At 30.4% G+C, this 14,562-nt stretch carries 12 protein-coding genes; 1 reads left to right on the top strand and 11 read right to left on the bottom strand.

Annotation, left to right across the window (positions count from 1 at the left end):
* Positions 1 to 12 precede the first annotated feature (12 nt).
* Genes AWE51_RS02820 through AWE51_RS02805 form a run of 4 tightly spaced genes read right to left on the bottom strand, consistent with a single transcriptional unit; the run spans position 13 to position 4,183 of the window.
* Positions 13 to 618, bottom strand: coding sequence for a sugar transferase (locus AWE51_RS02820; protein ID WP_066309148.1), 606 nt, complete (start codon positions 616 to 618; stop codon positions 13 to 15).
* Between the two features lie 11 nt (positions 619 to 629).
* Positions 630 to 1,937, bottom strand: a complete 1,308-nt coding sequence (locus AWE51_RS02815) for a CoF synthetase (protein WP_066309146.1) — start codon at positions 1,935 to 1,937, stop codon at positions 630 to 632.
* 20 nt (positions 1,938 to 1,957) lie between these two features.
* Positions 1,958 to 3,010 (bottom strand): sugar-transfer associated ATP-grasp domain-containing protein, encoded by a 1,053-nt coding sequence (locus AWE51_RS02810; RefSeq protein ID WP_066309144.1) that lies wholly within the window; start codon positions 3,008 to 3,010, stop codon positions 1,958 to 1,960.
* A 21-nt stretch (positions 3,011 to 3,031) separates the two neighbouring features.
* Entirely contained in the window at positions 3,032 to 4,183 is a 1,152-nt protein-coding gene (locus tag AWE51_RS02805; protein ID WP_066309142.1) for a glycosyltransferase family 4 protein, read from the bottom strand.
* A gap of 293 nt (positions 4,184 to 4,476) precedes the next feature.
* Between AWE51_RS02805 and AWE51_RS02800 the strand changes: the two genes are divergently transcribed.
* Positions 4,477 to 6,612, top strand: coding sequence for a right-handed parallel beta-helix repeat-containing protein (locus AWE51_RS02800; protein ID WP_066309139.1), 2,136 nt, complete (start codon positions 4,477 to 4,479; stop codon positions 6,610 to 6,612).
* Between the two features lie 83 nt (positions 6,613 to 6,695).
* Here the strand turns inward: AWE51_RS02800 and AWE51_RS02795 are convergent, their stop codons facing one another.
* Genes AWE51_RS02795 through AWE51_RS02765 form a run of 7 tightly spaced genes read right to left on the bottom strand, consistent with a single transcriptional unit; the run spans position 6,696 to position 14,558 of the window.
* On the bottom strand, positions 6,696 to 7,613 hold the full coding sequence (locus tag AWE51_RS02795; RefSeq protein WP_066309135.1) for an SGNH/GDSL hydrolase family protein: 918 nt from the start codon (positions 7,611 to 7,613) through the stop codon (positions 6,696 to 6,698).
* 3 nt (positions 7,614 to 7,616) lie between these two features.
* Positions 7,617 to 9,029 carry an MBOAT family O-acyltransferase gene (locus AWE51_RS02790; protein ID WP_066309134.1) on the bottom strand — a complete coding sequence of 471 codons (1,413 nt, stop codon included), beginning with the start codon at positions 9,027 to 9,029 and terminating at the stop codon, positions 7,617 to 7,619.
* A 7-nt stretch (positions 9,030 to 9,036) separates the two neighbouring features.
* Complete coding sequence (locus tag AWE51_RS02785; RefSeq protein ID WP_066309132.1) at positions 9,037 to 10,440, bottom strand: phenylacetate--CoA ligase family protein; 1,404 nt, start codon at positions 10,438 to 10,440, stop codon at positions 9,037 to 9,039.
* Positions 10,441 to 10,442: 2 nt separating this feature from the next.
* Positions 10,443 to 11,576, bottom strand: a complete 1,134-nt coding sequence (locus AWE51_RS02780) for a glycosyltransferase family 1 protein (RefSeq protein ID WP_198403789.1) — start codon at positions 11,574 to 11,576, stop codon at positions 10,443 to 10,445.
* 5 nt (positions 11,577 to 11,581) lie between these two features.
* Complete coding sequence (locus AWE51_RS02775) at positions 11,582 to 12,472, bottom strand: glycosyltransferase family 2 protein (protein WP_066309128.1); 891 nt, start codon at positions 12,470 to 12,472, stop codon at positions 11,582 to 11,584.
* 21 nt (positions 12,473 to 12,493) lie between these two features.
* The gene (locus AWE51_RS02770; RefSeq protein WP_066309125.1) at positions 12,494 to 13,591 is read right to left on the bottom strand and encodes an EpsG family protein; all 1,098 of its coding nucleotides are present in this window, start codon (positions 13,589 to 13,591) and stop codon (positions 12,494 to 12,496) included.
* Positions 13,592 to 13,631: 40 nt separating this feature from the next.
* The gene (locus tag AWE51_RS02765; RefSeq protein ID WP_066309118.1) at positions 13,632 to 14,558 is read right to left on the bottom strand and encodes a hypothetical protein; all 927 of its coding nucleotides are present in this window, start codon (positions 14,556 to 14,558) and stop codon (positions 13,632 to 13,634) included.
* Positions 14,559 to 14,562 lie beyond the last annotated feature (4 nt).

Genomic DNA, 14,562 nt, shown 5'->3' with positions numbered 1-14,562 from the left:
CCTTGAATATAACTAATTTTTACCGTTAAAATACTCTGATGTAAGTTCTTCAGATAAATTTACATCTTCTTTTTGTATTACTTTTTTTAGAGTTAATCCTATAATTTTAGCATCTAATAAAAAACTACAATTTTCTACATACCACACATCATACTCAAATTTCTTTTTCCAAGTAATAGAATTTCTTCCATTTATTTGAGCCCAACCCGTAATACCAGGTCTAACATCATGACGTTTTTTTTGCGTTGTATTATATATAGGGAGATATTCTATGATTAAAGGTCTAGGTCCTATAAGGGACATTTCTCCTTTCAAAACATTTAATAATTGGGGGATTTCATCTAAAGAAGTCTTTCTTACAAAAGATCCTACTTTAGTTAACCTATCCTTATCTGGCAGCAATTGACCCTTATCATCTACCCTATCATTCATTGTTTTAAATTTTATAATACTAAAAATTTTTTCATTTTTACCTGGCCTTCTTTGCACAAAAAAAGGTTTACCATTATTGGCAATAGCCAGAAAAACAATAAGTAATATAAATATAGGGGAGATCAAAATCAACACAATAAGTGATACACAAAAATCTAGGCTTCTTTTGATAAAAAATTTATACACAATATAGAAAATTAAGAGTTAATCATTTCATTAACCATAACTCTTCTTTTTCCGGACGCAAGTAACGGAATTTCATCAACATATTCTAGAGTTATATTAGCATCTTCGCCCAAATACACTTTAAATTCGTTAAGAAACTCATCTTCTCTAGTAAACTCACCTTCTAAGTTTAGTTTAAAATGATATTTCCCTGTTGCTTTTTGGATAAGCTGACACTGTTTTAATTCTGGGTAATTATTTACTAATAATACCAAGTTTATGGTTATAATTTCGCCTTTGGTATTATAGATAACATCTATTTTTCTTCCACTAACCTGAGTAAAGACGGGCATATTATTTATAGTATCCTTGATACCAATATCACCTGTGTCATATCTAATCATAGGAATACAATAATTATATAAATCTGTAATTACAATTCGTCCTGGTTGACCTTCTTCTACTCTTTTATTGGAGTCTAAAGCTAAAATCTCAACAAAATAACTGGCTTCATTAATTTCAAAATATTTTTTATTTCCTAGCGGCTGCTGTGCAAGAATTCCATTTTCTACATTAGAATACCTTGAAACCACTTCACAATCAAAATATTTTAATATGGTTTCTTTAGTATAATCATTAAGTCTCTCTGACATTGCAATCACAGATTTTAGTTTATTGGGTATTGGTTTGGATTTATGATCATCTAAATACTTACATATTGATTCATATGCCGAAGCATACCCCAACCAACTGTTTGAAGCTTTACTTCTTGATATTTCTTTAATCACATCTTCTTTTACACTATCGTTTTCTAATTCAAATACATCAATAGGATTAATATTTTGAAGTATTTTGGCTACTATACTTTTCTTTTCAAAAGCATTCCATAATCTAAAATAAGTAAGTTTATTGCCTATACTAAACCCTGCTCGTTCTGAAAAGAATATGGTATCTACCATGTTTCTTAGCCTTTTATTTGCATTTTGGTGCACTTTAAAAGGCGTTCCTGTAGAACCACTAGTACTAAAAGTAAATTTAGGTTGATCTATAAATTTTTTAGATTCAAAATTTTCAAAATCATCTCGTATAGTATTTTTATTCACTACTGGAAAATCTTCTATTGAAGTAAAGTTGTTATCTAGCGTTTTATAATTCTCGGTTGACGATACTGCGTGCTCTAGTAACTTTTGAAGGGTGTTTTTTTTATGATCTATCGCTTTTTGAGAGGTTGGATTTTCGATGATAAATTTAATCTCATTGTAGTGCTTTTTCTTTTTACCTCCTTTTAAAGCATCCACAATCCAAAAGGCTTTATTTCTTAATAATTCAAATACTTTCATTATTTACTTCTGCTTTTCCGTTACTTAGCTTCTTCCATAATTTCTTTAAACAATGGGTGTTTTAAATATCCACCATAGGCAATATCAGGAGTAATAAAAGAATTGTTATCATTTCCTTCAATTATCACAGGACCATTACTACCAATAGCAATATCCCAACCTATAATTCGATCCGGAACATAACTAACTGCTTTTTTCACCAATTCACAAGACTCTTTAAAATAAGGTATTTCGTAATTGTCGAATACTACCCCTGTATCCGGGTGTTCTTTAAGTTGTCCTCCCCCATGCTTCATTAATTGATGACTTTTTCCTTTTAAAACACCTTTTTCGAGATCAACCGATAAATAAAATCCACCAACACTACCATTATCTACAAAACTTCCTCCTCTTCCAAATCTCATAAAAGCAGAAAGGATATGAATTTTGTTATTCTTATCTATATAGGTATCAAATCTAATTGTATTTACACTTTGTGCATATATCTTATTTATCAATTCATGCTGATTAACAACCTCTTGATGAATACAATCGTTTTCTAAAATATAAGAACCATATTTTTCAATTTCCTCCTTTAAATTTTGTTTGGTAATCAGAAAAGACCCTATTCCACCCATTTCTGTAATATCTTTTACAAAAACACTTACTTTCCCTGTAGCTTCAAACATTGAATTAAAGTAGGTAAACAAATCACTAGTATTTTGAAGTATACATTCTTCTGATTTTTTAAAAAATCTATTTTTAAAATTATATCCAACCATTAAAGGAACTGGTAATTTGTGTTTTTCCATGTATATGGCAAAAGATAACTTGTTCCTTAATATAGACGCATATTGAAAATGATGCAGGTTTTTAGAAAGCGTAATTTTATCGACTTCTCTACTACTTAAATAATCTTTATAATTTTTATTTTCTTTACGGTACAAAAACTTTCCAAAGTAAAAATTCGGAAATTCGTTTTTTGCTATCCAAAACAAAATTGCTTCTCGAATAATTTGTAAGAACGGTTTACGGTTGGAATCTTTAACAATAACCGACACTCTTTTTTTTAATGATTTCAATTTTGATTTCATACAACACGTTTATAGATATGATCACTTGATAAGTGAGTCATATTCTTTCAATAATTCTTCCCAAACATATTGATTTTTATACCTGTCTGTAATAGAAGCTCTAGAACGAGAAGCAATATCATTTCTCATATTATCATTTTCTACAAGCTTATATAAACTTTCAAACAATATCTCTTCATTTTTAACAGGAACTATTATTCCGTTATCTTTATTTGAAACAATTTCATTACATCCATTGATATCTGTTACAACACTAGCAATTCCCATAGCACCTGCTTGCATAACAACATTTGGAAATCCTTCTCTATAACTTGGGAAACCTAAAATATCTGAAATAGCAAAATATGGTCGCACATCTGTTTGCCAGCCTGCAAAAATAATATTTGAGTTCGTCTTTATTTCTTTTTCTGTCTCTGGCAATAAGGGATCTAGATCATTCTCAAAAATCCCTACTAAAAGTAATTTTACATCATTTCTTGTTTCACATATCCTTTTAAAAGCCGAAACTAATTCATTAATACCTTTATCCTTAACTAATCTACCGACATAAATAATTACTTTATCCTCCGTATTTATTTTTAATTCTTTTCTTAAAGCGAGTTTATCTTCATTACTGTACAAATCAGGATCAAAATGAGAGGTATCTATACCATTTGAGCTTCCATTAGCGATAACTTTAAGTTTTTTAGAAGATGTATATTTATTTTCTAATATAATATCTTTTAACCCAAAAGAATTGGGATAAATCATTGTAGCGCACCAATATGTTAGTTTTTCTACAACATCTAGCAATATTCTTTTGGAGCCTTTAGCTTCTAACAATGGTAATCCTGCAATAGTATGTAAACGATTAGGGACTCTAGCAAGTCTAGCAGCAAACATTGATAAAGTACCTGCTTTAGGTGTATGACTATGAACAATATCAGGTTTTTCTTTCTTAAAAACTTTATACAGTTCCAAAACAGCTTTCAAATCCTGTATCGGTGTTATCTTACGTGTCATTTCGACAGCGATTACTTCTACATTCTCCTCTTCTGCAACTCTATCCAATCTACCTTCTCCCTCACCAGACACTCCAATAATGGTATAATGTTGTGACATGAATTTTAATTGCCCTTTAAGCAATCCACCAAGAGATTTTGGTATTGTGGTGACTCTTATTATTTTATGCATTATGATATGTAGAATTTATCCCTGAAAAATTTAAATGCAAATATAAATATTAGATTCTGTGTTTTATATTAATGTAATTATTTTATTTTAGTCGCGACATAAAAGCAAACAATATCAAAATAAAAACTCGTGAATCATAGGTGTTTTACGGCTTTACCACAGTTCTTTAAGGCTTTAAATATCAATATTTTAAACTTTACAAAAATTTAACATTTTTTTATCGATTGCATGCAATTATTACCGACAAACTACGTTATTTTAGTTATGAATAACCAAAATATAATCCCCCAAAAATGAAAAAGTTACCTTATTATTTAGTGATTTTATGTATCGCTTTCTTTGTTTCCTGCAGCAATGAAAGCTTTGAAGAAGTTGTTCCAGATACTACTGGAACAGACGGTGATAATCCAGATCCTGATACTGATCCAGATCCGGATCCAGACCCTGAAGATCCCGGAAATACAGCTACAGACCCTTGTGATTTTGATTTATCAGATGTTACTTCTGGTAAAACTTATGTAATTAACTGTGTTCTAGATTTAAACAATCAAACAATTAATCTTCCTGATAATGTGACTTTTGAGTTCGATAAAGGAGATATCATTAACGGTACTCTTAATTTTTCGAGTGGTGGAAAAATTGATGGACGATTAATGAGTTCTAAGCTTGACTTAGAAGGTGATGTAACGTTAATTGATCCAACTTTTCAGTTTTTCCCTATACGATGGGAAATTGTTGAAGGTAGAGTCGCACAACCTGTTGCTTTTCAAAACCACAAAAACATTCAAAAAGTTGTGGATTTAGTAAAAAGCTTGGGAGCAGAAACATTCAGTATAAATAAAATGGACGCATTTTTTGATACTGAAGATGTATTTACCAATACAGTTCGACTTCCGTCTAACTTCCACTTTAAGATGTCTGAAAACACACATATGCGTGTTCAACCATCTAATCAAAATTATGCTACCAAATTGTTCATGATACAAAATGCTGAAAATGTAACACTTTCTGGAGGTTTCTTGCATGGCGAAAGAGATACACATACTGGACCTCCAACTGGTTCTGGAACATTGGTAAACATTACCAGTGGTACTAATATACTAGTAGAGAACGTTCACATTAGTGATTCTGGAGTTTCAGGATTAACTATAAACAGTTTTAAATTTGCTACTGATCCAGAATATAGTCCAAGTAGAATGATTCGTATTAGAGGATGTACTTTTGACTCAAATAGAAGAAATAATATGTCTGTAACCGACGGTACGGATATCATTATAGAAAATTGTAAAATCTACAGAGCTGGTATTGATACAGAATTTTCTATAGGTAGTAGACCAAAAATAGGTATCGATGTAGAACCTACAGAATTACAAAGAATCGATGGCGTTATTATACGTAATTGTGAAGAAAAAGAAGGTGCGGGAGCTGCCCTATTAGCAGCTGGTGGAAATAACGTGACTTTTGAAAATAATACTACACAGTCAACAATAGGATGGAACATTGCATCTAATGTAAAAATCCTAAATAACACAATTGATGGTAGTGGTATTGGAGCAGGACTTAAAGATCCTGTAGGAAGACGTACCAGTAAAGGAAATATCATTTCTGGTAATACTGTTAGTAATGCCATAACTGGTATTGCTGCTACAAATGGAGATACTCAAATCTTTAACAATACGTTTATCAATTGTAAAGTAGCAATGATTATAAATGCACTTACTAATGCTGATATATACGAAAACACAATCCGATCTGATAAAGAGTCAAGTTTTGGTTTCACTATCCAAGATTATGCTGATGATGTTGTTTTTAGAGCAAATAAAGTAAATGTGACTGGAAGAGCTATATTTTCAGACTTTCCAAATTTTGATGATGATGAGCTAGATTTTAAGATTAGTTTTATTGATAATACTTTTGAAACTACAAAATTTGCTCTTATTAATGGTACCGTAGGAATGACATTGACTGGAAACTCATTTAATAATGGTGTTAGAATAGACGGTTCTCGAGATATTTTATTTGACAACAATAACGTTGTAAGTGGTCCTCCTTTTAGTATTGAATTATCAAATAGCGAGGTATCTAGAAATGTTACAATATCAAATAATACAATTGAAAATACAGATACTGGTGGAACAGGAAATGGAATTAAAACAAGCTCAAGTAGTGATGTAAGAAATGCTACAGGAATAGTAATAGACAATAATACTATTAAAGTAAGAGGAACCAACAATTGCATAAGAACTACCAAGTTTGATAATATGACAATTACGAATAATAAAAGTGGTAGTGAAGCGCAACCAACTATATTTTTCAGAGGTGATAATAGTGTTATAAGAGATAATGTTGCTACTGCAGGACCAACAGATACGGTTGATGTAGAAGGTAGTAATAATACAGTTTCAAATAACACTACTGCCAATAACTAATAATAAGGTATAATTTTATTAAAAGAAAAGGTCTGGTTTATACCAGACCTTTTCTTTTTCATTTTACTAAGATATTAAGTAATTTATTTTACGATTTTTAGTGCCACATCTCTTGAAAATAATCTAGCACCAGTATCATTAAGGTGTGATGGATCATGGAACAATTCTAGTTTATTAGTAAACTCTTTATGATTAAAATAATTGATTAAAGGAATTTCTTTTTCTTTAGCAATATTTTTGATTTTATTAAAAGAAACATTATTCACATCATCTACCTGATTTAATCTTGGAGAGGTTACAAAAACTAACTTTATATCATTATCAATAGCAGTGGCAATAAATTGGTATAATGCGTTCACAAAGTTATCATCAAGATCTTGTTCTTTATTAGTTTCATTTATTATACTCGAATGCTTTTCAATCTTTCCAAATAAAGGTCTATACCCGAGATAATCTAATTGAGGAGAAGCAAAATATCGTAAAACATGCATTATTGTTGAATTAGTTTGATATGCATTAAAAAACAGCTTTACATCAACTAACTTAGACTCTAACCCTAAAATAGGTCTTAATTCTTGGCGATAATCCGAGTAATAAGGGTGTAAATCGCTAAGTCTATCATACGCTTCTTTTGAGTAATACAGAAAATCTTCATCAATATTTAAAATAATTATTTCAGGTTTAACACGCTTTACAATCATTTGCTGCATTGCTAAATGATACAGTAACTGTTGTCCTTCTGCTCCAGCATTATAGGTCGTTTTATTAAGGTTTTTTTCAAAAACTTCAGGAACATAATGTCGATGTGCATGAGAGCTACCAAAAATTAATACTTGTGCGTTAGTATTCTTAACCGCCTGAATAGATCTTGCATATTTACCTGTTTCTTGACTAAAAAATAATTGTTTAGAAACAATACCCAATCCGAAATCAACAATTAGAAAAATTAAAAGAAATTTACCTAATTTGATCAATGATAACTTATATTCTTTTTTGACCATACTCTAAAATTGAAAGTAAATAAATTGACTTTTACCAAACACCCCAAAATACAATATCATATAGATTAAAACCGCATAACCAAATAATCGAACCGATTCATATTTATTATTAGAAATTGAAAAAGCAGTATTAAAAAACTCTTTTTTCGTTTCAATTACAACTAAAATAGCAATTGCAAGAGTAGCATATAAAGACGCTGTGATATCATCACCACTTCCTATATACAATCTACCTGGAACGGTACAGATTCTTTTAATAATAAAGAATGCATCATTAATAGTATTAGCTCTAAAAAATATCCAGGCAAAATTAATAAGGATAAAAGTGATTCCTATATTTAATATTCCTTTTCTCTTCTTTTTCAAGAATAGGACTTCTAAAATAAGATACACTCCATTTAACCCTCCCCATACTACAAAAGTCCAGTTTGCTCCATGCCATAAACCACTTATTAAAAAGGTAATAAACAGATTAAATAACCATCTTGGTTTTTTAACTCTATTTCCACCTAGTGGGATATAAAGATAATCTCTAAACCATGTTGATAATGAAATGTGCCATCGAGTCCAAAACTCACTTACAGATGCCGAAAAATAAGGACGTTTAAAATTTGTCATTAAATCAAAACCAAAAAGTTTAGAAGTACCTATAGCAATTAAAGAATATCCAGCAAAATCTCCATAAATCTGAAAAGCAAACAATACCGTAGCTGCAATAAAACTTAAACCATCGTGATTATCTATGTTATTATACACGGCATTAACATAAATAGCTGCTCTATCTGCCACTACCAATTTTAAGAAAAATCCCCATATCATTAGTTTGATTCCGTATGAGAAAGTTTTATAGGTGAATTTTCTGGTAGTTAGAAACTGAGGTATAAGATTTGTTGCTCTTTCAATAGGTCCAGCAACTAATTGAGGAAAAAATGAAACAAAAGTTGCAAATGCAATAAAATTACTAGTCGGCTTTAATTTCCCTTTATAAATATCTATCGAGTATGATAACGTCTGAAAAGTATAGAACGAAATACCAACCGGTAAGATCACTTGTAATGTCCAGCTACTTTCTACGGCATACCCTAAAGACGCACAAAGGTCAATCCATGAATCAATGAAAAAATTATAGTATTTAAAAAAACCTAGCATCCCTAAATTAAAAATGATACTTAACCATAACCATTTCTTTTTTGTAGAGGAATCCTTAGATTCGTGTATCTTCAACCCTGCTGTATAATCTATTAAAGTGCTTAATGCAATCAATGATAAAAATCGCCAATCCCACCAACCATAAAACACATAACTAGCTATCAGTAATATTATATTTTGAAATTTTATACTCTTATAGGCAACAAACCAATACAGTATAAAAACAATTGGTAGAAAGAAGAAGAAATCAAAGGAGTTAAAAAGCATAATATGTCTATAATTCTATTTTAAAATTCCTTTTTACAGCATCAAATTTACCATTAGGTCCAAGAGGAATATCTTCTACCGTATTGATCTTGTACAATATATTTTCACCAAGTCTTGTTTTTAAATTATGAACAAGGTTTTTTTTCATAATATCATCGAATTGTTGATCGGCAATTAGATTAACAATTATTTCTTTTGGGCTTTCTTGAATAATCTGACTTTTTACAATCCCTTCTAACCCCTTATAAGCAGTATCCATTCTACCCACATATCCTTTTTCTTCGGTCCAAAGAATATCGTCTTCACGTCCTGTTAGTTTTTCGATTATTGGCATTTCACAACCACAAGTACATTTCTTATTATTTTCTGATAACAAAACTGTATCTTCTATATTATATCTAATTAAAGGTGTCTTAAGGTTTGTAAAACTAGTAACTACTAATTGCGCAACTTCTCCTGCTTTTGCTGTTTCTCCTTTTGTGTTTATAAATTCAAAAACACCCGAATCTAAATTAAGATGCAAATTACCTTCTACACATTCTGTTATAAACGGACTACCTTCACTAGATGCATATTGATTAAAAACATGGCAATTAAATGCCTTTTCAATTTCTAATCTTTGATAATCATACAATGTCTCTGCGGTTACGGCAATTGCTTTGGGTGTAAAACTTAATTTAAGATCGTTTTGATTTATATACCTACTTAATATATAAATTGCAGATGGGTAACCATCTAGCAATATTGGTTTAAACGAATTCAATTTTTTAACGTAATGTCCCAAATTATTATCTGTTAAGTGATATGTGGACATTAGCAACTGACGTTCAAAATAATTATACACCCAAAAAGGTGGTTTTTTAGCATCAGGGCGTACCATTAGTCTTCCTGAAAAACGCACTTGTCTCACTTTTTGGGTATCTAACCCTATTGCTTTATGAAACCTTCTCCATAAAGCAAAAGAGCGATTTATGGATTCAGAATCAAGATAATTTATTGTGGGTGAACCTGATGTGCCACTAGTATATCCAACCCCATCAGTATTTCTGCCTGTATTTACTATTTTATCGGCATTTGTTTTTCTTTCTGATTTTTTAAGAATAGGCATTTTAGCAAGAGCTTCATGTGGATTTTCCTGAATAGTCTTCAAGGTTATTCCTAATTCTTTCATTTTTTCGCTATACCAAGCAGAATGTTCATACGCCTCGGATAACAAAACAACTAATCTTTCTTTCTGATAATTCTTAATTACTTCTGAATCGGCATTCCATAATGCAATATATTCTTCTAAAAAAGCATGAAATTCTTTAGTATATCGTTGTTTTGTGTTCTGAAATGCTTTAATGTTAAGCAATACAAACTTAAAAGGGTATGGTAAATTATTATAGACCTTCTCTTGAAATTTTCCCATAATTAGTTGGCTATTTGTTGGAAATAAAACTCTTCAATTTTTTTTGTATTTGAGATGATATCATAATCACCGTCAATAATTTTTTGTACTTGGTCCTCTTTTTTAAATGTTTTTATTTTAACTATTTGATCTACCCATTGTTTTGTAGTATCATCTATTGGCAGAAATTTGATATTATCTGTTAAATGTACTTCTTTAGTTATCGTATTAGAAGCTAATATCTTTAAACCAGCAGCTTGTGCCTCTATCAAAGTTACAGGTAGTCCTTCATAAAATGAAGGAAAAACAAATACATCTAGCATTTGGCATAATTCGGGAATATCGGTGCGAACACCTAAAAAATGAATTTTGTGTTCGATTTTAAGGTTTTTTGCCATGTTTTCCATTGATGCTCTTAAAGGACCATCACCAATTAAAACCAAACTAACATCAGGTTTCACTTTCAGCAAGTCAGCAAAAACATCTAATAAAAATGCATGGTTTTTTTGACTAACAAAACGCCCTACATGCCCCAAAACCAAATCGTTTTGTAAATCAAACTCTTTTTTATATTTACTTTCTAAAGATTCATTATACCTAAACTTTTCTGTATCTATGGCATTGTTCATTGTCGTAAATGAAGCATTATCAAACAACCAATTACCTGCTTTATCTCCGCAAGAAAAAAGATGTGTAGCATGATTTTTAACCTTCTTTTTCAATTGAAGTTTAACTAGTTTTTTAATAGTCTCTTTAAAATTTTCTTTTGACGATAAGAGTGTTGCCAAAGAAACTTTGTCAATTGCAATATGGGCGTGAGCAATCCGACAGGACACTTCAAATTCTTTAGCGATTTTTAAAGGAAAGCTACTAAAAGTATTTAAATGAGAATGTACTATATCATATTCTGGATGTACTTTAAAAAATGCTCTCAATTCGTTATAATACTTTTTTGGAAAAAAAGGACTTATAGGATCGAATCTGTATATTTTACCCCCAAGACTTTCGATCTCGTCATCGAATGCTGCTTTTTCTTTTCTATGTACTAAAAAATCAAATTGAATTTTACTTCTATCTATTTTTCGATAATAGTTCATGATCATGGACTCTGCACCTCCCCGATTCATTACTGTAAAAACTTGTAGTATTCTGATCATCCCCATTAAAATTCACCTTTTGTTTTATATCTGATGTACAAATTCAATGCTATTCCAAAAGGAATGGCTAAAAATGTTATAAATTTCTTTGGAGATTCTTTAAAAAACAAGCCATTTTTGATAAACATTGAGCTAGAAACGTAATGAATCGCATTTTTAAATTTATCTTTAAAATTCTTAGCCAATTTCATTCTACTCTTTCTAGAAAAAGCAAACCCCCTTGGATGACGTCTATATTGTTTTAACATATTCATACTAGAACCGTCTGTCATATACTCTACAACACATAAAACTTCGTTAAGAGGCAGCAATTTATAGTCTTGATCAATTAGCTGATAAAGATATCCAAGTGGCACAAAACGTTCTCCTTCAAAAATTGGGTAAGCAGGGTACTGCTTAACCACTTCGGTTTTATATACTAATTTTTTATCACCCAAGACTCCATGAGTGTTATAAAGATCATATAGGGTTGTTTCTTTAATATGTTCAGGAATTTTTGTCCCAATCAATTTCCCATCCTGATCTTCATCTAACGCAACTAAACCTGCAAACTTAGGTTCATCTTTTATAAGCTGCCATGAATCTAATATTTTTTGAACTGCACCTTCTGCTATGCTATCGTCACTATCTATACAAACATTAAGTGGTGTCTCTATAAGTCTATATGCTGCATTATGCCCTCCATGCATTCCTAAATTTTCTTGATAATGATATTGAATAGCTATTTTGTTATCTTTTATCCATGACTCAACAAGTTCTTTTGTGTTATCTCCGGATCCATCATCTATAATCAACCAAAGAAAATCCTGATTTGATTGTTGAACTAGGCTTTCATAGCATTTATGTAAGCAATAAGCTCTATTATAAGTTGGCGTAAAAACCGTTAGTGTTTTCATTTTTAGTTATTTAGTTAGTTATTATCCCCAATATAAATAGTACATGAAATAGGTGAATGAAAAATAAACTAGCATTACCAAGCCTATTATAAAATGTTGGTTTTTAAAAAATCGTTGCTTAAGAAAGGGGTAAATTATAACTAATGACATCATAAACCACGATAGATATGCAAACCTATTTGAATAATTAGCTCGAATTACCAGAACCCAAAAGCCATTACAAATCAAGTACGTATTTAAAAGTTGAAAGTAAAAAGGATCTTTAAATTGCTTTTTATATATAAAATACCAACCTGCAAATATTGGAAAGGAACTATAAAATAAAAAGTCCCACCTAAAACCGGTACTAGCAAAGGTACCTGCTTCTGCTTGTGAAGTAAGGTATCCAGAAAGTCTATCATCGCCTCCAAAACCAAGAGAAGCAAAAAGAGAAATAAAAATCCCCCCTAATATTAAAGATGCCGGGATACAAAAAAGCCACCCTTTAAAAAGCACCTTAGGGTTATTATAAAAATAGGTTAGAATAAATGCAAAAATTGGAAGATATAATGTCTTATGAAATACTGTGGCCCACAAAAAGAATAATGCCATTACCACCTTATTTTTTCGATAGCATAACCCCCATAAAAATATAGAAGTAGCTGCTCCGTTACGCATACCATTTACAGAGTAAGTCCAAAAAGAAAAAGAAACAACGAACAAAATAAACGAGTAATACCAATATTTATCAAATAAACTTTTGGATATCTTATACATAGGAAATATGTATATAAAACAAACAATAGTAAAAAATGTATGCGGAGTAACGATAGTGGCTAATGTCTTCATAAACAAATGCCAACCATAATCATTTACTTTTGGTATTTCTGCACCATAACGATATCCATCAAAAGTGACAATATAATTCATCATATCACCAAACGCCATACTTATAGGCCTTTGACCAATATACAATATCAAAGAAATCAGCAATATATATCCCGATACATTTATGAATGCAAGGTTTTTGTTATCATTAATACTTAAAACCCTTGTATGCAACAACGTAAAGAGGACTAAAAATAGGCATAAATTAATATACACCGGATAATACATTTGTGGTGATATTAAAGATCCCATACGCTACTTTTTTTTATTAATACAATAGAATAGAAACGTCTCATTTTAATTTTACAGAATTAAGTATTAAATCACACAATGCTTTAGTAAATTCTTTACCTGCAAACTTATCAATATGATGCCCATCATAAGTGTTATATTCTTTACCAATAGAATTAAAATCGATATACTCAATCTTCTTTGTATCGGCAATAGAATCTACAATATGTCCAAATCTAGGATAGTATTTATCCTCGTTACTTAAAAACTCTTTGCTAATTGGCATTCGAATTAAAAATACATTTCCTCTTTCTTTTAAGCCCGTTATCAAATCTCCTAAACCTTTAATTCTTGTATTGGATAATTTTAAATCTTTAGAATCTTCTAAAAACAAATCTATTTGATTTTTTTTCCAAAGTTTGAAGACCTCTTCATTTTCTGGTAAGTTAGATTCTTCTAATCTTCCATTTTTATATACTGTCGTTTTCTTTTTAAATGCTCCTTTAAAATGAAAAAAAGTTAAGTTTTTTATTAAATATTCATAATTTGGATTAACATCTACAAATTTCATATTATGTGGCGGTTGTCCTTCTTCTCTAAACTCTCCTTTTTCATTGTCATAATCTTTATGAGAAGTCAGCATTTCTGGAGTAATAGAAATAATAAAAATCCCATTTTTAGATGATGAATCTTTTAGTTTGGCAAAAATACTAGCATTATATAAAGGTCCCATAATAGCTTGCCCTATAGTAAAACTGTAATTTAGCATGGGTAGATCGAAGCCTTTACCTTCAAAATATTTATCTATAACTTCTGGATGAATCCCTTGAAAACTTCTAGAATCCCCTATAATCATCGAATTCGTTTTTGGGGTAGTAAACTTCTCATAAAAAAAATCTACATTACCTCCATAATTCATCAATACATAAGTTACAATAGCTAAACTTATTGTAAAGAAAACACCCAATTTTATGATTAATAATTTCATCTGA

Source organism: Aquimarina aggregata (genome assembly GCF_001632745.1).
Taxonomy (GTDB): domain Bacteria; phylum Bacteroidota; class Bacteroidia; order Flavobacteriales; family Flavobacteriaceae; genus Aquimarina; species Aquimarina aggregata.
The sequence above is the reverse complement of the archived record's forward strand: the minus strand, read 5'-3'. Positions and strand labels throughout refer to the sequence as shown.

Excerpts from the sequence above, each read along its gene's own strand:
- AWE51_RS02785 (WP_066309132.1), bottom strand. The coding sequence starts at position 10,440 with ATGGGAAAATTTCAAGAGAAGGTCTATAATAATTTACCATACCCTTTT.
- AWE51_RS02790 (WP_066309134.1), bottom strand. The coding sequence starts at position 9,029 with ATGCTTTTTAACTCCTTTGATTTCTTCTTCTTTCTACCAATTGTTTTT.
- AWE51_RS02775 (WP_066309128.1), bottom strand. The coding sequence starts at position 12,472 with ATGAAAACACTAACGGTTTTTACGCCAACTTATAATAGAGCTTATTGC.
- AWE51_RS02780 (WP_198403789.1), bottom strand. The coding sequence starts at position 11,576 with ATGATCAGAATACTACAAGTTTTTACAGTAATGAATCGGGGAGGTGCA.
- AWE51_RS02770 (WP_066309125.1), bottom strand. The coding sequence starts at position 13,591 with ATGGGATCTTTAATATCACCACAAATGTATTATCCGGTGTATATTAAT.
- AWE51_RS02800 (WP_066309139.1), top strand. The coding sequence starts at position 4,477 with ATGAAAAAGTTACCTTATTATTTAGTGATTTTATGTATCGCTTTCTTT.
- AWE51_RS02805 (WP_066309142.1), bottom strand. The coding sequence starts at position 4,183 with ATGCATAAAATAATAAGAGTCACCACAATACCAAAATCTCTTGGTGGA.
- AWE51_RS02765 (WP_066309118.1), bottom strand. The coding sequence starts at position 14,558 with ATGAAATTATTAATCATAAAATTGGGTGTTTTCTTTACAATAAGTTTA.
- AWE51_RS02795 (WP_066309135.1), bottom strand. The coding sequence starts at position 7,613 with ATGGTCAAAAAAGAATATAAGTTATCATTGATCAAATTAGGTAAATTT.
- AWE51_RS02815 (WP_066309146.1), bottom strand. The coding sequence starts at position 1,937 with ATGAAAGTATTTGAATTATTAAGAAATAAAGCCTTTTGGATTGTGGAT.
- AWE51_RS02810 (WP_066309144.1), bottom strand. The coding sequence starts at position 3,010 with ATGAAATCAAAATTGAAATCATTAAAAAAAAGAGTGTCGGTTATTGTT.